Source organism: Rhodococcoides sp. S146-33 (genome assembly GCF_059489205.1).
This window is the reverse complement of record NZ_JCAJWY010000002.1, coordinates 950,128-970,927: the sequence shown is the minus strand read 5'-3', so window position 1 is coordinate 970,927 and position 20,800 is coordinate 950,128. Positions and strand designations below refer to the sequence as shown.

At 63.8% G+C, this 20,800-nt stretch carries 22 protein-coding genes; 8 read left to right on the top strand and 14 right to left on the bottom strand.

Annotation, left to right across the window (positions count from 1 at the left end; translation table 11 throughout):
- Window positions 1-49: 49 nt before the first annotated feature.
- Genes AC5WEY_RS13070 through AC5WEY_RS13060 form a run of 3 tightly spaced genes read left to right on the top strand, consistent with a single transcriptional unit; the run spans window position 50 to window position 2,024 of the window.
- Window positions 50-412 (top strand): GntR family transcriptional regulator, encoded by a 363-nt coding sequence (locus AC5WEY_RS13070; RefSeq protein WP_495646559.1) that lies wholly within the window; start codon window positions 50-52, stop codon window positions 410-412.
- The gene (locus tag AC5WEY_RS13065; protein ID WP_495646170.1) at window positions 409-1,332 is read left to right on the top strand and encodes an ABC transporter ATP-binding protein; all 924 of its coding nucleotides are present in this window, start codon (window positions 409-411) and stop codon (window positions 1,330-1,332) included. Before AC5WEY_RS13070 ends, AC5WEY_RS13065 begins: the two co-directional genes overlap by 4 nt.
- Window positions 1,329-2,024: an ABC transporter permease gene (locus AC5WEY_RS13060; RefSeq protein WP_495646169.1), complete on the top strand. Its 696-nt coding sequence runs from the start codon at window positions 1,329-1,331 to the stop codon at window positions 2,022-2,024. Before AC5WEY_RS13065 ends, AC5WEY_RS13060 begins: the two co-directional genes overlap by 4 nt.
- Here AC5WEY_RS13060 and AC5WEY_RS13055 read toward each other — a convergent pair.
- Together AC5WEY_RS13055 and map are read right to left on the bottom strand one after the other, a co-directional pair.
- Window positions 2,008-3,537 (bottom strand): cobyric acid synthase, encoded by a 1,530-nt coding sequence (locus AC5WEY_RS13055; RefSeq protein ID WP_495646558.1) that lies wholly within the window; start codon window positions 3,535-3,537, stop codon window positions 2,008-2,010. The two genes, AC5WEY_RS13060 and AC5WEY_RS13055, sit on opposite strands and share 17 nt — an antisense overlap.
- A 122-nt stretch (window positions 3,538-3,659) precedes the next feature.
- Window positions 3,660-4,535 carry a type I methionyl aminopeptidase gene (gene map, locus AC5WEY_RS13050; protein ID WP_495646168.1) on the bottom strand — a complete coding sequence of 292 codons (876 nt, stop codon included), beginning with the start codon at window positions 4,533-4,535 and terminating at the stop codon, window positions 3,660-3,662.
- A 137-nt stretch (window positions 4,536-4,672) separates the two neighbouring features.
- Between map and AC5WEY_RS13045 the strand changes: the two genes are divergently transcribed.
- Window positions 4,673-5,554 carry a helix-turn-helix transcriptional regulator gene (locus AC5WEY_RS13045; protein ID WP_495646167.1) on the top strand — a complete coding sequence of 294 codons (882 nt, stop codon included), beginning with the start codon at window positions 4,673-4,675 and terminating at the stop codon, window positions 5,552-5,554.
- 12 nt (window positions 5,555-5,566) lie between these two features.
- Here the strand turns inward: AC5WEY_RS13045 and AC5WEY_RS13040 are convergent, their stop codons facing one another.
- The 5 genes from AC5WEY_RS13040 to dxr all read right to left on the bottom strand — a co-directional run bounded on the left by AC5WEY_RS13040 (window position 5,567) and on the right by dxr (window position 11,968).
- Window positions 5,567-7,381: a penicillin-binding transpeptidase domain-containing protein gene (locus tag AC5WEY_RS13040; protein WP_057477630.1), complete on the bottom strand. Its 1,815-nt coding sequence runs from the start codon at window positions 7,379-7,381 to the stop codon at window positions 5,567-5,569.
- A 62-nt stretch (window positions 7,382-7,443) separates the two neighbouring features.
- Entirely contained in the window at window positions 7,444-8,280 is an 837-nt protein-coding gene (locus AC5WEY_RS13035; protein ID WP_495646166.1) for a GNAT family N-acetyltransferase, read from the bottom strand.
- A gap of 121 nt (window positions 8,281-8,401) precedes the next feature.
- Window positions 8,402-9,541 (bottom strand): flavodoxin-dependent (E)-4-hydroxy-3-methylbut-2-enyl-diphosphate synthase, encoded by a 1,140-nt coding sequence (gene ispG / locus AC5WEY_RS13030; RefSeq protein WP_057477781.1) that lies wholly within the window; start codon window positions 9,539-9,541, stop codon window positions 8,402-8,404.
- Between the two features lie 61 nt (window positions 9,542-9,602).
- Complete coding sequence (locus tag AC5WEY_RS13025; RefSeq protein ID WP_057477628.1) at window positions 9,603-10,823, bottom strand: M50 family metallopeptidase; 1,221 nt, start codon at window positions 10,821-10,823, stop codon at window positions 9,603-9,605.
- A 5-nt stretch (window positions 10,824-10,828) separates the two neighbouring features.
- Window positions 10,829-11,968 (bottom strand): 1-deoxy-D-xylulose-5-phosphate reductoisomerase, encoded by a 1,140-nt coding sequence (gene dxr, locus AC5WEY_RS13020; RefSeq protein WP_057477627.1) that lies wholly within the window; start codon window positions 11,966-11,968, stop codon window positions 10,829-10,831.
- Window positions 11,969-12,087: 119 nt separating this feature from the next.
- Here dxr and AC5WEY_RS13015 point away from each other — a divergent pair, with 119 nt between their 5' ends.
- Window positions 12,088-12,609 carry a DUF1990 domain-containing protein gene (locus AC5WEY_RS13015; protein ID WP_495646165.1) on the top strand — a complete coding sequence of 174 codons (522 nt, stop codon included), beginning with the start codon at window positions 12,088-12,090 and terminating at the stop codon, window positions 12,607-12,609.
- 1 nt (window position 12,610) lies between these two features.
- On the opposite strand, the gene puuE is transcribed toward AC5WEY_RS13015, so the two are convergent.
- Entirely contained in the window at window positions 12,611-13,510 is a 900-nt protein-coding gene (gene puuE, locus AC5WEY_RS13010; RefSeq protein ID WP_495646557.1) for an allantoinase PuuE, read from the bottom strand.
- A 213-nt stretch (window positions 13,511-13,723) separates the two neighbouring features.
- Between puuE and AC5WEY_RS13005 the strand changes: the two genes are divergently transcribed.
- Window positions 13,724-13,993, top strand: coding sequence for a DUF2631 domain-containing protein (locus AC5WEY_RS13005; RefSeq protein ID WP_283275530.1), 270 nt, complete (start codon window positions 13,724-13,726; stop codon window positions 13,991-13,993).
- Window positions 13,994-14,001: 8 nt separating this feature from the next.
- On the opposite strand, the gene rlmN is transcribed toward AC5WEY_RS13005, so the two are convergent.
- Window positions 14,002-15,153, bottom strand: a complete 1,152-nt coding sequence (rlmN, locus tag AC5WEY_RS13000) for a dual-specificity RNA methyltransferase RlmN (protein WP_057477624.1) — start codon at window positions 15,151-15,153, stop codon at window positions 14,002-14,004.
- Between the two features lie 166 nt (window positions 15,154-15,319).
- Between rlmN and AC5WEY_RS12995 the strand changes: the two genes are divergently transcribed.
- Together AC5WEY_RS12995 and AC5WEY_RS12990 are read left to right on the top strand one after the other, a co-directional pair.
- On the top strand, window positions 15,320-15,760 hold the full coding sequence (locus tag AC5WEY_RS12995; RefSeq protein WP_057477623.1) for a LapA family protein: 441 nt from the start codon (window positions 15,320-15,322) through the stop codon (window positions 15,758-15,760).
- 90 nt (window positions 15,761-15,850) lie between these two features.
- Window positions 15,851-16,693: an HpcH/HpaI aldolase/citrate lyase family protein gene (locus tag AC5WEY_RS12990; protein WP_495646556.1), complete on the top strand. Its 843-nt coding sequence runs from the start codon at window positions 15,851-15,853 to the stop codon at window positions 16,691-16,693.
- A 21-nt stretch (window positions 16,694-16,714) separates the two neighbouring features.
- Here AC5WEY_RS12990 and AC5WEY_RS12985 read toward each other — a convergent pair whose 3' ends face one another.
- The 5 genes from AC5WEY_RS12985 to tsf all read right to left on the bottom strand — a co-directional run bounded on the left by AC5WEY_RS12985 (window position 16,715) and on the right by tsf (window position 20,731).
- The gene (locus AC5WEY_RS12985; protein WP_495646164.1) at window positions 16,715-17,434 is read right to left on the bottom strand and encodes a class I SAM-dependent methyltransferase; all 720 of its coding nucleotides are present in this window, start codon (window positions 17,432-17,434) and stop codon (window positions 16,715-16,717) included.
- Between the two features lie 17 nt (window positions 17,435-17,451).
- Window positions 17,452-18,366: a phosphatidate cytidylyltransferase gene (locus AC5WEY_RS12980; RefSeq protein ID WP_495646163.1), complete on the bottom strand. Its 915-nt coding sequence runs from the start codon at window positions 18,364-18,366 to the stop codon at window positions 17,452-17,454.
- Window positions 18,367-18,400: 34 nt separating this feature from the next.
- Window positions 18,401-18,958, bottom strand: a complete 558-nt coding sequence (gene frr, locus AC5WEY_RS12975) for a ribosome recycling factor (RefSeq protein ID WP_057477619.1) — start codon at window positions 18,956-18,958, stop codon at window positions 18,401-18,403.
- A gap of 55 nt (window positions 18,959-19,013) precedes the next feature.
- Complete coding sequence (gene pyrH, locus AC5WEY_RS12970; RefSeq protein ID WP_057477618.1) at window positions 19,014-19,742, bottom strand: UMP kinase; 729 nt, start codon at window positions 19,740-19,742, stop codon at window positions 19,014-19,016.
- 164 nt (window positions 19,743-19,906) lie between these two features.
- Complete coding sequence (gene tsf, locus AC5WEY_RS12965; RefSeq protein ID WP_037189637.1) at window positions 19,907-20,731, bottom strand: translation elongation factor Ts; 825 nt, start codon at window positions 20,729-20,731, stop codon at window positions 19,907-19,909.
- Between the last annotated feature and the right edge of the window lie 69 nt (window positions 20,732-20,800).

The following is a 20,800-nucleotide window of genomic DNA, read 5'->3' as shown; positions in this document are numbered from 1 at the left end:
TGAGTAATGAACCAGTGAGGCAGCCAACCTTCGCGCAATGGCGGCGGTTCTGATGGACGAGGGCAGGCCGATCTTCTTACAGATCGCCGAGCTCGTCGAGAACTCCATCATCGACGGTTCGCTGGCCGAGGAGGAGCAGGTTCCCTCGACGAACGAGCTCGCTGCGTTTCATCGAATAAATCCAGCAACCGCCGGCAAGGGGCTCGCCAAATTAGTCGCCGACGGCGTCGTCTACAAGAAGCGAGGAATCGGGATGTTCGTCACCACAGGAGCTCGGGACGCTCTGCGATTCCGTCGCCGCGACCTCTTCGCCCGTCAGTACATCGATCCGTTGGTCACCGAGGCACGCAAGCTCGGCATGACCGTCGACGAACTCAAGACCATGCTCGATAACTGGGAGGAAGCACGATGAGCGTCCATACTCTCGGCTCGACCAGCGAACCCGGCACCATCGCCGCGTCGGCCACACACCTGACCAAGAAGTTCGGCTCGTTCACCGCCGTGGACGACGTCAGCTTCGAGATCGAACAGAACAAGATCTACGGCTTTCTCGGCCGCAACGGCGCGGGCAAGACCACTGTCATGCAGATGATGACCGCGCAGATGCGCCAGAGCGCCGGGGACGTGTCGGTGTTCGGACAGCGGCCGTGGGAGAACCCCGATGCGCTGAGTCGCGTGTGCTTCGTCAAAGAAAGCCAAAAGTATCCTGACGATTTGAAGGTCAGGCACGCCGTTTCGCATGCGTCGAATATCCTTCCGCACTGGGACGGTGACTTCGCCGCGGAGTTGCTGCGCGACTTCGACCTGCCTCTCGGCCGCAAGATCAAGAAGCTCTCGCGAGGAATGACGTCGGCTCTCGGAATCGTCATCGGACTCGCCTCACGGGCACCACTGACCTTTTTCGACGAACCGTACCTGGGGCTGGACGCGGTCTCGCGACACTTGTTCTACGACAGATTGCTGACCGACTACGCCGAGCACCCGAGGACCGTCGTCCTGTCCACTCACCTCATCGACGAGGTCAGCGACCTCATCGAACACGTGATCCTCATCGACAAAGGCAGAATCGTGCTCGACGACGAGTCGGATGCCCTCCGCGAGCGCGCATTCGAGATCACCGGTCCCACCCAGGCAGTCGACTCGTTCACCTCGGGACACCGAACTCTGCACCGAACCAGCCTCGGTGCCAGCGCGCGGGCGACGATCGACGGCCGACTCACCGACAGACAAAAATCGGACGGAGCCGCAGCCGGCCTGACCATCGAATCGGTTCCGTTGCAGCAGTTGATCATCGAACGCACCAACGCCGCAACCGAGGAGGCAGCGTCATGAAACGCATACTGAACGTCGCGCGAATCCACAACACCTCCTGGGCAACCACGTTCGCCTGGCCCCTGGGAATCCTGGCCATCATCTTCGCAATCACCTACGGCTTGTTCTCCGTCATACCGGAAACGGACTCCGAGTCCAACTTCACCGGTGGAGTTTTCGCGGTGTACGGCTTTGCGCTCGCGTTCTACCTCACCGCGATCACCCAGGTCTTTCCCTATGCACTCGGCTTGAGCATCACGCGGCGTGAATTCCTGACGGCAACAGCACTGGTCGGCGTCACGCAATCCGTCGCGATCGGCACGATCGTCTACGTGATGTCGGTCATCGAGGCCGCAACGGGTGGATTCGGCGAGAAGATCCGAATGTTCGGAATCGCTCGATTTGCCACTGACAATCCTGTACTCCAGTGGGCAGCCCTCGTGACCGGAATGCTGGTGATGGGCGGCATCGGCGCATTCATCGGCGTCGTCTATCGGCGCTTCCGCACAAACGGATTGTTCACCCTCGGACTCGGTGCGCTCGTACTCTTCGGCGGCGGATCGATTCTCGTGACCTGGCAGAACTGGTGGCCCAACGTCGGCAGCTTCTTCACCGATACCTCACGCCTTCTGCTACTGGTCGTCATCCCCTTGATCATCACCGCCGTGCTGTCCGTGGCCAGCTGGGTCGGACTGCTCAAAGCAACTGCGTGACAATCTTGTTCAATTCACAATCGACGCCGTGCTCGATGAGATCGAGTACGGCGTCGACGTCCAGGTTGTCCTCCACCAGATCGGCCAGCAGGTCCAACTGCTGCTCCCGCAGCGCCGCGACCGACGTACCGGGGTCCACCAGAAATCCCTCGCGACCCGACTTCGCCGCCACCCAGGCAAGGAAGGATCGTCTGAAATCGTCGGACTCGAGAAGTCCGTGCCAGTGGGTTCCCACGACACTGCCGCGCACACTGCCCTCGCGATCGCCCGAAGACGCTGTCAGCAATGCATCGTCACCGTTCCGAACTACCCGTCCGTGGTGAATCTCGTACCCGGACACCGCCTGGGCACCGAACCGCTCTGCCCGACCCGACGCTTGCTCGAGCACTTTCTCGGCCGCGAACTCGATCTCGAGATCGAGCAGACCGAGCCCCTCGACAACACCGACACCCGACTCGACCGCATCCGCGATCGTTCGGCCGAGCATCTGGTAGCCGCCGCAGATACCCAGCACCGGCCGACCCGAGGCGGCTCGTGCCGCGATCGCATCGGCAAGTCCGTTGCGCCGCAACCACTCCAGGTCCGACACCGTGGACTTACTGCCGGGAATGACCACCAGATCCACATCCTCGAGCCGAGAGGGTTCGGTGACCCAGTGCACCGACACCCCTGGCTCGCACGCCAGCGCCTCGACATCGGTCGTGTTGGAGATTCTCGGTAAGCGCACCGCCGCCACCCGTAGCCACTGGGATCCGACGGGAGGACGCGGCCTCCCCACCGGAGCATCGGCCACTGTTCCCAGGGAATCCTCCGCGTCCATCCACAATCCGTCCGCGAACGGGACGACTCCGTAGGTCGGCCGCCCGGTCAGGGCGCGCAGTTGGTCGAGACCAGGTGCCAACAGCGCCGGATCGCCCCGAAACTTGTTGATCACGAACCCCGCGACGAGCGCTTGATCTTCCGGAGACAGGACAGCAACGGTGCCGAACAGGTGAGCGAGCACTCCCCCGCGGTCGATATCGCCCACCACGATCACCGGAAGTGATGCCGCAGTCGCCAGCCCCATATTCGCCAGATCGGTCGCCCGCAGATTGATCTCGGCGGGCGAACCCGCTCCCTCGCAGATCACCACGTCGAATTCGAGACGCAGAGAGGCCAACTCGTCGGCCACCACTGCGCGCAGCGCGGTCCGATGCTCGATGTAGTTGCTCGCACTGACCTGCGCCACCGCGCGTCCCCGCACCACCAACTGCGAGGTCCGGTCGCTTCCGGGTTTGAGCAACACCGGATTGAAGCGGACACTCGGCTCGAGCCCACAGGCCGCCGCCTGCATCGCCTGCGCCCGACCGATCTCGCCACCGTCGAGCGTGACCACCGAATTGTTGGACATGTTCTGCGCCTTGAACGGAGCCACCCGCACTCCCCGTCTCGCCAACATGCGACACAGACCCGCAACCAACAAACTTTTACCCGCGTCCGACGTCGTCCCCGCAATTAGCAGGGCACCTTTCAGACCCACGGCATCATATTTCTATTCACTCCGCAGGCTCCGCCCACGGCAGTATCAAATTTCTATTCACTCCGCAGGCTCCGCTCACGGCAGTATCAAATTTCTATTCACTCCGCAGGCTCCGCTCACGGCAGGGTCAGAATCTCGCTGCCCGTCTCGGTGACCACAAGGGTGTGCTCGAACTGCGCGGTCCACTTCTTGTCGTGTGTGACCACCGTCCAGCCGTCGTCCCACATCTCGGCGTTGATCGTGCCCAGGTTGATCATCGGTTCGATCGTGAAGGTCATTCCGGGCTCGATGACGGTGTCCACCGACGGCTGGTCGTAGTGCAGAACGACGAGACCGTTGTGGAAAGTGGTACCGATGCCGTGTCCGGTGAAATCCTCGACCACTCCGTACCCGAACCGATGCGCATACGACTCGATGACGCGGCCCACGACGTTCAGCGCGCGACCGGGCTTGACGGCTTTGATGGCCCGCATCGTGGCCTCGTGCGTACGCTCCACGAGAAGGCGAGCCTCCTCGGAGACGTTGCCGGCCAGGAAGGTTGCGTTGGTATCGCCGTGCACTCCGTCGATGTACGCGGTGACATCGATGTTGACGATGTCACCGTCCTGGATCACCGTCGAGTCGGGAATGCCGTGACAGATGACCTCGTTGAGCGAGGTGCAGCACGACTTGGGAAATCCCTTGTAGCCCAACGTCGACGGATATGCGCCGTGATCGATCATGTACTCGTGTGCGATCCGGTCGAGCTCGTCGGTCGTCACTCCCGGTGCCACCGCGCGGCCCGCTTCCTGGAGGGCCCTGGCCGCGATCGTCGACGCCACGCGCATCTTCTCGATCACCTCGGGAGTCTGCACCCACGGTTCGCTTCCTTCGGCAACGGTGGACTTCCACGCGTATTCGGGTCGCTCGATCGACTTGGGCACCGCGAGAACGGGCGATACGACGCCTGGTACGAGTGGCTGACGGGGCTTGCTCTCGGCGGTCACAGACATGTGCCCCAGAGTAGTCGGCCTCGTACCCACACTCCGACCTGCGCAGGATGCGCGGGCCATCGGATGATCGTTCTCGACAGTGGATATGATGTGGGTCACGTTCATCGCTGACCGCCGTCTGGAGGAAGGAACGCATCGTGGTCCACTCGAATCTGCTGCGCCCTCGTGACGGTGACGCCCTACGCGCCGAACTACGTCAGGTGGCGGCAACTTCGGATGTGCCCGTCGTGTTCGGCGGCGAAGTCTCCTCGGACACTCTGTATCTGAGCGAGTTCCAGGGCACCCGCACCCGCGGCCTCGACGGACTCGCCATCCCACCTCGCTCGGGTCTCGGTGGGCGCGTCATGGAGCAGCGCAGACCGGCAGCCGTGAGCGATTACGGATCGTCCATGTCGATCACCCATCACTTCGACCGGCCGGTGCTGGGAGAGGGCCTCAAATCGATACTCGCGATGCCTGTGGTGGTAGCGGGAGTCGCTCGGATAGTGATGTACGCCGCGGTACGCGAGCGCGGTCCGCTGGGCGATCACGTCGGCGACGTCATGACGGCGGCCGCGCGACGCCTCGGGCAGGAAATAGCCGTCCGCGACGAGGTCGACCGCAGGATTCGCCTACTGGCGACCACCCGATCGATTCCCGATTCGGACCTCGCGCGGGCGGCCGAACTCCGCAGCGTTCACGAGGAACTGGCCGATCTCACGCGCTCGGTGGGTGACGAGAAGATCCGACGCAGACTCGATCTGGTCACTGCGCGCATGGCAGCGACCCTCGGCCGGGGAGTGTTGTCCGCCGACGTGGACAATGCCAGTCCGCAGGCTTCGCCCCTGTTGACGCCTCGTGAAATCGACGTGATCTCACAGGTTGCGTTGGGCTGCACCAACATCGAGGTAGCGAAACGCCTGTCCATCGGTGCCGAAACGGTCAAGTCGTACCTGCGGAGCGTGATGCGAAAGACCGAGTCTCGTACCCGATACGAGGCCGTGGTGGCGTGCCGTCGGTTGGGCATCGTCACGTCCTGACTCGCTGGTCGCTCAGTACCCCGGCGGCAGCTGCTCGAACATCTCCCGGGTCACCGCGACAGCGTTGTCCGAGCTGCCTCCACGCACCACGAGCGTGGCAAACGCAATGTCGCCTCGATAACCGACGAACCACGAGTGCGAGCCGCCATCGACCTCGGCCTCACCGGTCTTTCCGTAGACCTCACCCTGGTCTGCGATCCGCTCGGCCGTACCGCTGGTGACCACCGAGCGCATCATTCCGCGTAGACCGTCGACCATCGCCGGTTCGATCGGCGGGTGATCACCGCTGATCACCGTGTCGCGGCCCACCAGCAGGTTCGGCACCGGAGTCGAACCGTGGGCCACCGTCGCCGCGGCCAGGGCCATGCCGAAGGTCGAGACGACCACCTTGCCCTGCCCGAAGCCGTCTTCGGTTCGTTGGACGAGCTCGTCCGCGGGTGGGACCGAACCGGAGTCCGTCGGCAGCCCGACGACGTCGTAATCCGGGCCTACGCCGAACTGAGATGCCGCCACGGTCAACGCGTCGGGCGACATCTCGCTGGCGAGCTTCGCGAACGAGGTGTTGCATGATCGAGTGAACGCGGTGCTCATGGTCACATTTCCGAGCGCGAACTCGTTGTAGTTGGGGACACTGCGCTCACCGATCTCGATGCGACCCGGGCACGGAACCGTGCTGCCCGGGGTCGCCAGTCCGCTCGAAATTGCTGCGCCGGCGGTGATGATCTTGAACGTCGATCCGGGCGGGTACAGACCGGCGGACGCCACCGGTCCGTCCCGGTCGGCGGCCGGGTTCTGCGCCACCGCGAGGATCGCACCTGTCGACGGTTGGATGACTACCGTCATCGCCTGTTCGGTGCGCGCGTTCACCGCTCGCTGTGCCGCGATCTGGATGTTGCGATCGAGACTGATCGAGAACGACGGAGCAGGCTCGGGCGGAGTGTCGGTCAGAACGTCGACGTCGACGCCGTTGCGATTGCTGGTCACCACGCTCCAGCCTGCTTTACCGTCGACCTCGTCGATGACGGCCTTCTTGACCTGGCCGACCAGATCCGGCGCGAATGTGGGGTCGGTCGACACCAGATCCGACTCGTCGGATGCTGTGACACCCGGAATTTCGGTGAGTGCAGCCGATATCGGCTGAAAGTCGCTCTCCCGCAGCAGCGCCACCGGGTAGTCGCCGTCGACCGAAGTGGCCGACTCCACGATGGACTGCGCCGTGATCGACGCATCGAACGGAGTCAGCAGCGTCGACAACGCAGTCGCCGATGCCACCACATTGTTCGCATCCGCTGCGTCGAACTTGATTCGATGGACGACGCCGGGCACCAGTACATCGGTTCCGGAACGCTCGTTGACGCGGGCCCTCGGGGCTGCCGTCGAGCGCAGCGCCATGGTTTGGGTGTCGCCGAGCTTGGGATGGATGTCCGACGCCGTCCAGCGAACCACCCAGTTGCCCTCGCTGCGTCCCATGTTCAGCTGACCGTCGTAGGTCCACACCCGATCCTTGGGCAGCTGCCAGGTGTATGTGTAACCGACCGTGGCGGTATCGCCGTCGACTTGTACCGACGTAGTCTGGGCGTCCAACGACTCGGCCTGCAGATTGGTCCACGCCTCGGTCAGTGCGGTGGCGGCGGCGTCGGGTTTGTCGGTGTCCGCAGCGGCGGCTGCAATGTCATTGGACTCGAAGGCAGCGAGAAAAGCTTGGGCCGCGGGTTCCGGACCGTCGGGCTTGGGGGTACACCCGGTGAGCGAGGCAGCGGCCACGGCTCCGATGGCCAGCACCACGCCGACTCGATACCGCACCTCGGTTGCGCCACGTGATCTCATTGCGCCCCATCGTAATAGGGCGCACCCCTCACCGATGGCAACGAAACGCGGTTCACGACAAGCTAATCGAGCAATACCGTGGTGAAGGTCGCGACCTGAGTCAGGCCGATTTTTGCGTACGCGCGACGGGCGACGTAGTTGAAGCTGTTGACGTACAGGCTGGCGGTGCGGCCCTGACGAACGACCGAGTCGACCACTGCTGCGGTCCCGGACGCGCCCAGACCGTGGCCGCGGAGGTCGGGGTGAACCCACACTCCCTGAATTTGGCCCACCGTCGCCGACTGCGATCCGATCTCGGCTTTGAACACCACACGGCCGTCCTCGAATCGAGCCCAGGCACGCTGCGCCGCAATGAGACTCGAGATCCGGCGTCTGTATCCACGGCCACCGTCGTTCTGTCGGGGGTCTACTCCCACTTCCTCGATGAACATGGCAACGGCCGCAGTGAGGTACACGTCGAGTTCGTCGGGTCTGACGAGACGGACCTGAGGATCGGGTGGCAAAGTCGAGCGAACCGACGTGGCCAGCAACGGTTGCTCACCGCGGACCTCTCGGGCGGGGCCCCAGTCGGTTTCGAGCATCTCCCACAGCGGGAGCGTCAGTTCGGCCCGTCCGACCAACGACGAACACAATCGGGGGCCGCGGCACGCGCGGTCCGCGAACGACCGGAGGTCGTCGCCCGATCCGAGCAGCGGCACGAGATTCGCTCCGTAGAAGCACAATGATTCGTCCGGGCCGCCCCGACTCCACATTTCACCGTGAAAGGACCTGGGATCCAGTCCGGATTCCTGGACGCGAGCAGCGACCATGCAGGTAGCGACCGGGTCGGCGTCGAGCACCCGCAACACGTGTGCGGTGTCTCGATTACCGAGAGGCTTCGCACCGAGGAGCTTGAGCACCTACCGACCTCCTGACCCACCTACCGCGTGACCACCGACCGAGCGTCTACCGAATCATTCCAGACAACGTGTTCCCCCGGTGGCAGTGCGACAAACCGGATGACGATCGGGGACGCCCTGCTCAGCTGACAGTCACTACCGGAGCGCCGCCGTCGGCAGTCTCGTCCTTCTCGAATTCCTCCGCGATGCGCATTGCTTCCTCGATCAAGGTCTCCACGATCTGCGCCTCCGGCACCGTCTTGATGACCTTGCCCTTGACGAAGATCTGGCCCTTGCCGTTGCCCGACGCCACGCCCAGATCAGCGTCGCGTGCCTCGCCCGGCCCGTTGACGACGCAGCCCATGACGGCTACGCGCAGCGGGATTTCCATGCCTTCGAGGCCTGCAGTGACCTCGTCTGCGAGGGTGTAGACGTCGACCTGAGCACGCCCACAGGACGGGCACGAGACGATCTCGAGCTTGCGAGGGCGCAGGTTGAGGGACTGAAGAATCTGGTTTCCGACCTTGATCTCCTCGGCGGGTGGTGCCGACAGAGAGACGCGGATGGTGTCGCCGATTCCACGGGAGAGCAACGCCCCGAAGGCAACCGAGGACTTGATCGTGCCCTGAAAAGCGGGGCCGGCCTCGGTGACGCCGAGGTGCAACGGGTAGTCGCACTGAGCGGCGAGCTGCTCGTACGCGGCGACCATCACGACAGGGTCGTTGTGTTTGACGGAGATTTTGATATCGCCGAATCCGTGTTCCTCGAACAGCCCGGCCTCCCACAGCGCAGATTCGACGAGCGCCTCGGGAGTGGCCTTGCCGTACTTCTTCATCAGGCGGGGATCCAGTGAGCCTGCGTTCACACCGATGCGAATCGGTATGTTCGCATCGCCGGCGGCCTTCGCGACTTCCTTGACTCGGCCGTCGAATTCCTTGATGTTTCCGGGATTGACACGAACTGCGGCGCAACCGGCCTCGATCGCGGCGAAGATGTACTTGGGCTGGAAGTGGATATCGGCGATCACCGGTATCTGACTTTTCCTGGCGATGATAGACAGCGCATCAGCGTCTTCTTGTGTGGGGCATGCCACACGGACGATGTCGCAGCCCGACGCCGTCAGCTCGGCAATCTGCTGCAGCGTGGCGTTGATGTCGTGAGTTTTGGTGGTGCACATGGACTGCACCGAGATGGGGCTGTCGCTACCCACTCCCACCGATCCGACCTGGAGCTGCCTGGTCTTTCGACGTGGCGCAAGTACGGGCACCGGTGGTGCGGGCATTCCCAATCCGACTGACACGGACACAGTGGCCTTCTTTCCTAGCTACGACTGTCGAGTCTACTTAGAACAATTGAATCGGGTTGACGATGTCCGCCGTAAGTGTCAAGAGAGAGAACCCGATGAAAACGATGATCACCACATAGGTGACCGGCATGAGCTTCATGTAGTCCACCGGCGCGCCGTCGGGTAGACCGCGGCGGTTGCGGAAAATGTTGCGGATGCGCTCGTAGATGGTCACGGCGATGTGGCCACCGTCCAACGGCAGCAGCGGCACGATGTTGAACGCACCGAGGAAGAAGTTCAGCGAGGCGAGCAAACCGACGAACAGAGCCCAGTTGTCGTTCTCGGCGGCCTGGCCGCCGATGACGCTCGCACCCACGACGCTCATCGGGGTGTCCAGTCCACGTTCCCCGCCGAAGATCGACTCCCACAGCGCCTGCACCTTGGTGGGCAGCTGCACCAGCGCTTTACCGGTCTGGACGAAGATGTCGCCGGTGAAGACGAAGGTCTCGGGTACTGCCTCGATCGGGTTGTACCGAACATTCGGGGGCGCAATCGTGGAGCCGCTGACCCCGACCGCGCCGACCGTGGTCGATTCCTTGGCTCCGGTGTCCGGATCGGTGACGAAGCGCTGAACCTCGGTGATCGGGATGGTCAGATCGATGGGCGAACCGTCTCGCTCGATGGTCAGATCCACCGAGCCGGACGACGCCTGCACTGCTTCGACGACCTCGGACCAGTACTGCGCCGGCTCACCGTTGACGGCGGTGACGACGTCGCCCTGGCGAAGACCGGCTTCGGCCGCAGGACTGCTTCCGGAACACGGTGCCAGTGTGCCGTCCTCGGTCTGCGAGGGAGCGATGCATACGACATCACTGACCTGGACAGTCGGCGGCGTCACGCGATCCGGCGTTCCCCACCCGACCACCAACGTGTACACCAGCACGATGCCGAGCACGAAGTTCATCGCGATGCCGCCGACCATGACGACGATGCGCTTCCACGTCTTCTGGCGGTACATCGCTCGCTCGACTTCGTCGGGAGCGAGCTCGTCGATCGCCGTCATTCCGGCGATGTCGCAGAACCCTCCGGCCGGAATCGCCTTGAGACCGTATTCGGTCTCGCCGCGCCGGAAGGAGAAGATCTTGGGGCCGAAACCGATGTAGTACCGACGGACCTTCATGCCGAGCGCTTTCGCGGTCCACATGTGTCCTGCCTCGTGCAGTGCTATCGACACACCGATGCCGACGGCGAACAGCACGACGCCGAGTGCGAACACCATGTGAGTCAGACGCCCTTCTGCTTCAGGAGCTCACGCGCATGCGCGCGGGCCCAGGAATCCGCCGCGAGTACGTCGTCCACGGTAGTCGGCACCGCCGACCAGTCCGCACGACCGCCGTCGACCACCGCACGCACGGTCTGCACGATCTGCGGGAATTCGATGTGTCCGGCCAAGAATGCCTCGGCCGCGATCTCGTTGGACGCGTTGTAGACGGCGGTCATTGACCCGCCGAGAATTCCGGCTTCGCGGGCGAGCTGCACGGCGGGGAACACTCGATCGTCCAACGGCTCGAAGTCCCAGGAGAACGCCGAGGTGAAGTCGAGTGCGCGAGCGACATCCGGCACTCGATCGGGCCACCCGAGTGCCAGACCGATCGGCAGCTTCATGTCCGGTGGGCTGGCTTGGGCGATGGTGGAGCCGTCGACGAATGTGACCATGGAATGCACGATGGATTGACGGTGCACGGTCACGTCTATCTTGTCGTAGGGAACTCCGAAGAGCAGATGCGCCTCGATCAGCTCGAGCCCCTTGTTCACCAGGGTCGCCGAGTTCAAGGTATTCATCGGACCCATCGACCAGGTGGGGTGCGCCGCGGCCTGCTTCGGGGTGACCGACTTCAGCTCGGTCTCGGTCCACCCGCGGAACGGTCCACCCGACGCGGTCAGGATCAACCGATCCACCTCGCTGCGGGTGCCGCTGCGAAGGCATTGCGCCAACGCCGAGTGCTCCGAGTCCACCGGCACGATCTGCCCGGGGGCGGCAGCAGCGAGGACGAGTTCGCCTCCGGCCACCAGTGATTCCTTGTTGGCCAATGCGAGCCGGGCACCGGTTTTCAACGCTGCGAGCGTCGGTTCGAGGCCTAGCGATCCCACCAGCGCATTGAGCACCACGTCCGCCGGAGTCGTCTCGACGAGTTCGGTGACTGCCCGTGGTCCACTGAGTGTTCCCGGAAAATCGAGCGCGGCGGCAGCGTCCGGATCGGCGACGGCAACACGGTCGACACCGGTTTCGGCGATCTGACGACGCAGCAGGTCGATGTTTCCGCCGCCCGCCGCGAGACCGACGACGACGAAGCGACCAGGGTTGGCTGCGATGACGTCGAGCGCTTGGGTTCCGATCGATCCGGTACTCCCCAACAGCAGCACGCGAATCGGCGCGGGGCGATCCGAGGTGGTCGTTCCACTATGGTCTGGCACCGGTCCATTGTTGCCTACCGAGCCTGAGAAACCCCTATGCGTCGACGAAGGCTGGCACGCTGGAGGCCATGGACGTCTCGAAGTACCGCACGGCATCGTTCAACTACGCCGATGTGGGGGCGACGAACGGCAGGTTTCCGACCGGCTACCACCACCTGGCGAAGTCGCGGGTGATCGGATCCGGACTCGACGAATTCGGGGCCGGAGCCGACGCCCTGATGCAGTGGGATATGCATCGGGGTGCGGGCCTCAAGGTCCACCCGACCACCGACACCGCTATCACCGACGCGGTGGTGGTGCTCACGCTCGGCCCGATTCGAATCCCGTGCCGGGTGATCTACGTCATCGACGAGGCCAATCGCCAGGGGTTCGCCTACGGCACCCTGGACGGCCACCCCGAGGCCGGCGAGGAACTCTTCCACATCGATTACTCCCCTGCCGACGGCATCGTCACCGCACACATCTCGGCGTTCTCACGGCCGGGGCGCTGGTACACCAGACTGGCCGGCCCGGTGGGTCGACGCGGGCAGGCATTGGCCACCGACCGGTACTTCGGCGCGCTGGAGAAGGCGTGCCGTTCCGCCCGTTGAGTCAGGCACCGGGGGGATGTACGGCGCGCCAGTGCTCGGCGATATCGATTCGCTTGGCGACCCATACCTTCTCGTGCGATTGCACGTGATCCAGAAAGCGTTCGAGGGCCGCGATGCGAGCAGGTCTGCCCACCAGTCGACAGTGCAGTCCGATCGACAGCATCTTGGGGCTGCCATGCTCTCCCTCGGCATAGAGCACGTCGAACGCGTCCCGGAGATGTGCGTAGAACTCGTCACCGGTCGAGAAGCCTCCCGGTGAGGCGAACCGCATGTCGTTTGTATCGAGTGTGTACGGGACCACCAGATGATCGACCGTCCCACTGCCGGTGGACACCTTCTCCCAATAGGGCAGGTCATCGGCGTAGGAGTCGGAGTCGTAGACGAATCCACCGTGTTCGACGACGAGTGATCGCGTGTTCGGTGAATCGCGCCCGGTGTACCACCCCAGCGGAGCCGAGCCGGTCAGCTCCGTCAGGATCGCCACCGCCTCGGCCATGTGCTCGCGCTCGACGTTCTCGTCGATCTGTTGATACGAAAGCCACCGCAAGCCGTGGCAGGCGATCTCGTGACCGAGCTCTGCCAGTGCGGCAACCACTTCCGGATTCCGTTCCATGGCTTTGGCGACGGCAAACACCGTCAGAGGAAGGTCTCGTTTCTCGAATGCCCGGAGTACTCGCCACACGCCTGCCCTGGATCCGTACTCGTACAGGGACTCCATACTCATGTGGCGATTCGGAAACGCTTGCGCCCCTATCATTTCCGACAGAAACGTCTCGGACTTGGTGTCGCCGTCGAGCACGTTGTTCTCTGCGCCCTCCTCGTAGTTGAGGACAAATTGGACGGCGATGTTCGCCCCTCCCGGCCACTGGGCGTCCGGTGGAGTTCGGCCGTACCCGACCATGTCGCGGGGATAGCTCAGCGGGAACTGGGTCAGCGGGTGCGGAAGGCGCTCGGACGTCACCGAGGCAGTCTCTCACCGAAGTCGATACTCGCGCCGGGTGAGCGCAACCCTGATGGCTACGACGGGCGGTCGTATGCCAATATTGTCCACACGCGGCAGCCTCGACGCCTCGTGCGCACGTCAACGTGAATCATCACCCGAGAGGACCGACCGGTGGCAAACAACGAACTGGAAACCGCTTCGTACGACCAGGTCGTCGATACCCGTCACGAGGTTCCGGACGTGCCGTCCGCCGAATGGGGGTGGAGTGGCGAATCTAACCGCGCGATGCGAGTGGCCGCCATCGTCGTTGCCGCATTCCTGCTGTTCATGATCATTGGTAACCACACCGGCAAGGTCGAGGATCTGTGGCTGATCGGATTTGCCGTCACCCTGGTCGGACTGGTCGTGCGTGACGTGATCGTTCGCCGCAAGCCCCGGTAGCTCCCGGTTCAGTTCTCAGCGGCGAGCTGACCGCATGCCGCGGCGATCTCCTGACCACGAGTGTCGCGCACCGTGCACGAGACGCCCTGCGCGATCACTCGTCTGACGAATTCTCGCTCGACCGGTTTCGGGCTGGCGTCCCACTCGCTGCCCGGAGTCGGATTGAGCGGGATCAGGTTCACGTGGACCCGCGAACCGAGCGCCTTGTGCAGCTTCTTGCCCAACATGTCCGCTCGCCACGGCTGATCGTTGACGTCCCGGATCATCGCGTACTCGATCGAGACACGTCGACCGGTCTGATCGGCGTAGTACCGGGCCGCGGAGAGCACCTCCGCCACCGACCACCGGTTGTTGACCGGAACCAACGTGTCACGGAGCTCGTCGTCGGGTGTGTGCAGAGATACCGCCAAGGTGACGGACAGTCCCTCGTCGGCCAACTTGCGGATGGCCGGAGCCAGACCGACCGTGGACACGGTGACCGAACGTTGTGAGAGTCCCAGACCGTCGGGCGCGGGAGACACGATCTTGCGCACTGCCGCCACCACGCGTTTGTAGTTGGCCAGCGGCTCACCCATCCCCATGAACACCACGTTGGACAGTCGGCCCTCGCCGCCGTGGACCACGCCGTCACGCAGATCGGCAGCGGCCGAACGGACCTGATCGACGATCTCGGCCGTCGACAGGTTCCTCGTCAGCCCGGCCTGGCCCGTCGCACAGAAGGGGCAGGCCATTCCGCACCCGGCCTGACTGGAGATGCACAGAGTCGCCCGATCCGGGTACCGCATCAGAACGCTCTCGAGCAACGTGCCGTCGTTGGCCTTCCACAGGGTCTTTCGAGTGTCACCGTCGTCACATGCCAGGTGCTTGATCGGCGTCAGCAACGTGGGAAAGAGATCGGCACCGACCTTCTCGCGAGCCTCGGCCGGAAGGTCGGTCATCTTGGTCGTGTCGGCTTCGAGTCGCGCGTAATAGTGCCGCGCCAACTGATCGGCCCGAAATGCTGGCAGACCCAGCGCCTTCACTGCCTCCCGTAGCCCCTCTTTGTCCAGGTCGGCGAGGTGGCGCGACGGCATGCCCCGGCGGGGAGCGGTGAAGACGAGGGGAAGGTTGGGCCTCTTCTGCTCGGTCGCGCCGTCCGTTGCGGCTGCGGAATCACTCATGCTCGACCCCCGCGTCGTTTCTGCTGACTCAACTCCATGCTCACCATTGTCCACCCGTTGTGCTCACAGTCCTATTCGCGACGGTTTTCGACGGTGCCTCGGCGGGTACTGAGGCCGGGACCGATTGCGCGTGCATTCGGACCGCACGTGCGAAAGGATCATCCACATGGCCACCAGAGCAGACGACAGCAACGAGGCACAGTTCGACACATCGGCGTCGACGAAGGCGGGATTCGATCGGTCGGCGAGTGCCTCCGGCGATCTCGCCCCGATCACTACCCCGGATTCGGACGGCCATTCCGCACCCGACCCCGAATTCGTTCCGGAACAGCAACACACCCCCAAGGACGTCGCTCATACGCGGACCGCCGCGCTGTGGACCGGATTGGTGGTCGGGGCAGTCGTCCTCGTGGTCCTCCTCGTGTTCATCGTGCAGAACCTCGACTCGGTCACCGTGCAGATCTTCGCCTGGCAGCTCGATCTACCGCTCGGCATCAGCATGTTGCTGGCCGCGATCGCGGGCGCACTGGTGATGGCCATGGCCGGTGGCGCACGCATCCTGCAGGTACGCCGCGCAGCAAAGAAGAATCAGCGTCACGGTTCGTGAACACTATGTACAGAAGCTGGCACCGTTCGACTGAATCGATAAGGTTGGCGGTGCCCGACTTCACTCGAGGAGCATGACGTGACTACTTTCATGGAGACACCGGTGGCATCCGGCGTTGCACCCGACCGCGCTCGATCGTGGCTGTTGGTACCCGCCACGAAGCCCGACACGTTCGACGCTGCAGTGGCGTCCGGTGTCGACGCCGTCATCCTCGACATCGAGGACGCGGTGGCTCCGGCCAAGAAGCCTGCCGCACGCGAGGCCGTTGTCCGCTGGCTGAGCGAGGGCAACTCCGCGTGGGTCCGTGTCAACGACGCGACGACTCCGTACTGGGCCGACGATCTTGCCGCATTGTCGGGTCTGCCCGGCCTCGTGGGAGTCATGCTCGCGAAGACCGAGAGTGGCGGTCAGGTCGAGGCGACAGCCGCCCGCCTCGCCGACGGCACACCGATCCTCGCCTTGGTCGAATCGGCCGCCGGCCTGGAGGCCGCCACCGAGATCGCACGGGCCGACTCCACCTTTCGGCTCGCGTTCGGCAGCGGTGACTTCCGACGCGACACCGGCATGAGCGACGATCCACTGGCCATGGCCTACCCACGCTCACGCCTGGTCGTCTCGTCACGGGTCGCGCGACTGCCCGGACCCATCGATGGTCCGACATTGACCGCGAACGACAGCATCCTCGGCCGCGACGCTGCGTTGACGCTGTCGATGGGCATGGCCGGCAAACTCTGCATGCACACCGATCAGGTCGCCATCGTCAACCGCGAACTCGCTCCCTCCCCCACCGATGTGTCCTGGGCGCACGATGTGATCGACGCCCTCGGTGCCGACGGTGCCCATGTCAAGGACGGCAGCGATCTGCCTCGTCTGGCCAAAGCGCTCAAGATCAACGAATTGGCTCAGATCTTCGGAATCTCCGCGGCGTCGTGATCGCTCGACGCTGAGGCAGGCTCACCTCAGTTCGACGCCCGTCGGTTTGTACCGAACGTGGACGCGATAGCGCACACCCAGGGTCAGTCCGTCGACTGCCCGTGTCGCCACGCGCGCTACTCGCGGGGAGAATTCGATTCCCAGCACATCGCGCAAGATTCGACGGTCGGGAAACGTCCATCTGGTATCGATGCGTTGCAGCTCGAACCCCTGCGCGTCGAAGAATGCCTCGACGGCGGCTGGATCGTAATGCGGAAGATCCGCACGCATCCAGTCACCGTACGGAGACGCCGTTGCGTCGAGGTCGACGACGACCAGCGCGCCGCCGGGTCGGAGGACTCGCATTGCCTCGCGGATACCGGGTCCACAACCGGGGCCGAAAAAGTATGCCGTGCGAGCATGAACAAGATCGACGCTACCGTCGTCGACCGGTAGAGACTCTGCTCCAGCGGTCTGCACCTCGACGTTCGCGAGGTCGGCCACCCGCGATCTCGCCACGGCCGCGAGCGGTTCGTGCGGCTCCACGCCCAGCACGCTGTCGGCATCGGGCGCGAAGATCGGGAGGTGAAATCCGGTTCCGCAGCCCACGTCGACAACTGTCTTGGCGGCCCAGTCCGCGGCAGACCTGATCGCCTCGAACACGGCACCATCGACGTCCTGAGCTCGGTTCTCTGCCTCGTACAGGTGTGGCCAGTGCCAGATATTGGGACTCGGGATCACCTTGCCGCGATCACCGCGCATCGTCCGACGGAGTCGTCTCAGAGCAACACGGTGAACACGAGCCATGCCACGAACGCCGACGGCAGCAGCGAGTCGAGTCGGTCCATGATGCCGCCGTGGCCGGGTAACAAAGTTCCCATGTCCTTGATTCTGAGGTCGCGCTTGACCTGCGATTCGATGAGGTCGCCCAGGGTGCCCGTGACGACCAGCACGACTCCGAGCAATACACCGATCAGCGAGTTCGCCCCCAGGATGAGAGTCACCGTCAACAGGCAACCGATGATGCAGAAGACAAGCGATCCGACGAGTCCCTCCCAGGACTTCTTCGGACTGATTGCAGGTGCCATCGGGTGCTTCCCGAACAACACGCCCGCTATGTAACCGCCGACATCCGAGCACACGACACCGATGACGAAGACCAGGATGCGTCCGGCACCGTTGTCCTGCAGGACCATCAGAACGGCGAACGAGGCCAGGAGCGGCAGCCAACACGCCACCAGAACAGTGACCGACAGTTCTTCGAGATAGTTCTTGGGAGCGGTGCCGAACCCTTGTCGCAGCAGCAACCACACCATGCAGACTACGACGGTGCCCACCGCAGCACTGAGCACTCCGACGGCACCGAACGGCCAGCCCAGCCAGATCATGGCCTGACCGCCGATGATCAGCGGGATGCGCGGAACCAGTACACCGCCCTCACGAAGCCGCTTCGATACCTCATACGTCGCGACGGCCAATGCAACGGCCACGACCCCGATCCACACCAGCGGGACGAACACGAGCACGAGAATCAAGCCGACGCCCAGACTGCCGCCGACGCCGATCGCGGCAGGCAGGTTACGGCCGGCTTTTCCGGCGGACTTCGCGGCAGCGACCCCGGACGAGCCGGCAGGCGTACCGCTGCCCTCCTGCCGATCCGGTCCCACCACTGTCGTCAACTCCTCGCGATTCATCGTCTGCCGTCGTGAAAGCCACTCCTTTCGGAGGTCAGACCTCCATCAACTCGCCTTCTTTACGCTTGACGAGATCGTCCACCGACGCGGTGTACTTGGCGGTTGTCTTGTCGAGCTCGTTTTCCGCGCGTACGACGTCGTCCTCGCCCGCTTCGCCGTCCTTCTGGATCCGCTTGAGCTCTTCCATCGTCTTGCGGCGGACGTTGCGAATGGACACCTTCGCGTCCTCACCCTTGCCCTTCGCCTGCTTGACGAATTCTCGGCGACGCTCTTCGGTCAGCTGCGGAACACCGATACGGATCAGGTTGCCGTCGTTCGTAGGGTTCACCCCGAGGTCCGAGTTGCGGATCGCGGTCTCGATCGGCCCGAGTTGATTGGACTCGTACGGCTTGATCACGACCAGACGAGCTTCCGGAACGCTGATGCTCGCCAGCTGAGTGATCGGCGTCGGTGCTCCGTAGTACTCGATGACGATGCGCGAGAACATTCCCGGGTTGGCACGCCCGGTACGGATCGAGGACAGATCGTCACGTGCAACCGATACGGCCTTTTCCATCTTCTCTTCGGCGTCGAAGAGAGCTTCGTCAATCACGATCTGTCCTCCATCGTCTTCGTTCTCGATTCGCCCACCGTCGTGTCGGTGACGTTCACGACGTGACCAGCGTGCCGATCTTCTCGCCCGCCACGGCGCGAGCAATATTTCCTTGAACCAACAAATTGAACACCAACATGGGCATCTGGTTGTCCATGCACAGGCTGAAAGCCGTCGCGTCGGCGACTTTGAGTCCCTGCTCGATCGCCTCGCGGTGGGTGATCGTGTCGAACATCGTTGCGTCGGGGTCCAGACGCGGATCGGCCGAGTAGACGCCGTCGACGCCCTTTGCCATCAGCAACACCTCGGCTCCGATCTCGAGGGCGCGTTGCGCTGCCGTGGTGTCGGTGGAGAAGTACGGCATCCCCATTCCGGCGCCGAAGATCACGACGCGGCCCTTCTCCAGGTGCCTACGCGCGCGTAGTGGTAGGTACGGCTCCGCGACCTGGCCCATGGTGATTGCCGTCTGCACCCTCGTCGCCACGCCCTGCTTTTCCAGGAAGTCTTGCAGCGCAAGGCAATTCATGACCGTGCCGAGCATGCCCATGTAGTCCGACCGAGATCGATCCATTCCACGCTGCTGAAGTTCGGCACCCCGGAAGAAGTTTCCGCCACCGATCACGACGGCGACCTGAACTCCGGTGGACACCACCTCGGCGATCTGTTCGGCGACGTTGTTCACGACATCCGGGTCGAGCCCCACTTGGCCTCCACCGAACATCTCCCCACCCAGTTTGAGCATCACGCGTCGGAACCCGGGACGGTCAGGGGCCGGATCGGTCATAGCTCTCCTCGGTACTCGTCGAACACTACGGTTTACTCACCGATCATCCTGCCCTATCGGTACCCGGTCGGTGGACACGGCTCCGACGTGCCTCGCGCACGAACGATGCCGCCCACTCGATGGAATCGAATGAACGGCATCGCCTCGACCGACCGGTGCGCAGACTAGCTGGCGCCGACCTCGAATCGAGAGAAGCGGGTGATGGTCACGCCGGCCTCGTCGAGAATGGCCTTGACGGTCTTGTTGCCGTCCTGCACCGACTTCTGTTCGGTGAGAACGACGTCCTTGAAGAATCCGTTCACGCGACCTTCGACGATCTTCGGCAATGCCTGCTCCGGCTTGCCTTCTTCGCGAGCGGTCTCCTCGGCGATGCGACGCTCGGCGGCCACCAGGTCCTCGGGGACCTCGTCGCGCGTGACGTACTTGGCCTTGAGGGCAGCGATCTGCATCGCAGCGGCGCGAGCGGCGTCGCCTGCGGCGTCGCCGTCACCGGTGTACTCGACGAGGACGCCGACGGCAGGCGGCAGATCCGCGCTGCGCTTGTGCAGGTAGGTGGCGGTGTTGCCGTCGTAGGACACGACGCGACGCAGCTCGAGCTTCTCGCCGATCTTCGCCGACAGCTCGTTCAGAGCCGTTTCGACAGTCTTGCCGTTCAGGTCGAGCGCCTTGAGGGCATCGACGTCGGCCGGCTTGCCTGCTGCAGCCGTCGCCGCAACGGACGCCGCGAAGGTCTGGAACTCGTCGTTCTTGGCCACGAAGTCGGTTTCGGAGTTGATCTCGACGAGCACTCCACCCTCGGCAACGACGAGGCCCTCGGCGGTGTTGCGCTCGGCGCGCTTGCCGACGTCCTTGGCACCCTTGATACGCAGGTACTCGACGGCCTTGTCGTAGTCGCCGTCGTTCTCGGCGAGCGCGTTCTTGCAGTCCATCATTCCGGAGCCGGTGAGCTCACGGAGCCGCTTGACGTCGGCGGCAGTGTAGTTCGCCATCGTGGGCGAGCCTCCTCAAAGTCTGGGTACGGGCGTTGACGAAAAATGCTGTTCCAGGGCGTGGTCGAC

Bases quoted from the DNA above. Each gene is read 5' to 3' on its own strand.
- AC5WEY_RS13065 (WP_495646170.1), top strand. From the start codon at position 409: ATGAGCGTCCATACTCTCGGCTCGACCAGCGAACCCGGCACCATCGCC.
- AC5WEY_RS13060 (WP_495646169.1), top strand. From the start codon at position 1,329: ATGAAACGCATACTGAACGTCGCGCGAATCCACAACACCTCCTGGGCA.
- map (WP_495646168.1), bottom strand. From the start codon at position 4,535: ATGTCTGTGACCGCCGAGAGCAAGCCCCGTCAGCCACTCGTACCAGGC.
- AC5WEY_RS13040 (WP_057477630.1), bottom strand. From the start codon at position 7,381: ATGAGATCACGTGGCGCAACCGAGGTGCGGTATCGAGTCGGCGTGGTG.
- ispG (WP_057477781.1), bottom strand. From the start codon at position 9,541: ATGCCCGCACCACCGGTGCCCGTACTTGCGCCACGTCGAAAGACCAGG.
- AC5WEY_RS13025 (WP_057477628.1), bottom strand. From the start codon at position 10,823: ATGGTGTTCGCACTCGGCGTCGTGCTGTTCGCCGTCGGCATCGGTGTG.
- AC5WEY_RS13015 (WP_495646165.1), top strand. From the start codon at position 12,088: ATGGACGTCTCGAAGTACCGCACGGCATCGTTCAACTACGCCGATGTG.
- puuE (WP_495646557.1), bottom strand. From the start codon at position 13,510: ATGGTCGGGTACGGCCGAACTCCACCGGACGCCCAGTGGCCGGGAGGG.
- rlmN (WP_057477624.1), bottom strand. From the start codon at position 15,153: ATGAGTGATTCCGCAGCCGCAACGGACGGCGCGACCGAGCAGAAGAGG.
- AC5WEY_RS12995 (WP_057477623.1), top strand. From the start codon at position 15,320: ATGGCCACCAGAGCAGACGACAGCAACGAGGCACAGTTCGACACATCG.
- AC5WEY_RS12990 (WP_495646556.1), top strand. From the start codon at position 15,851: ATGGAGACACCGGTGGCATCCGGCGTTGCACCCGACCGCGCTCGATCG.
- AC5WEY_RS12985 (WP_495646164.1), bottom strand. From the start codon at position 17,434: ATGCGCGGTGATCGCGGCAAGGTGATCCCGAGTCCCAATATCTGGCAC.
- AC5WEY_RS12980 (WP_495646163.1), bottom strand. From the start codon at position 18,366: ATGAATCGCGAGGAGTTGACGACAGTGGTGGGACCGGATCGGCAGGAG.
- pyrH (WP_057477618.1), bottom strand. From the start codon at position 19,742: ATGACCGATCCGGCCCCTGACCGTCCCGGGTTCCGACGCGTGATGCTC.
- tsf (WP_037189637.1), bottom strand. From the start codon at position 20,731: ATGGCGAACTACACTGCCGCCGACGTCAAGCGGCTCCGTGAGCTCACC.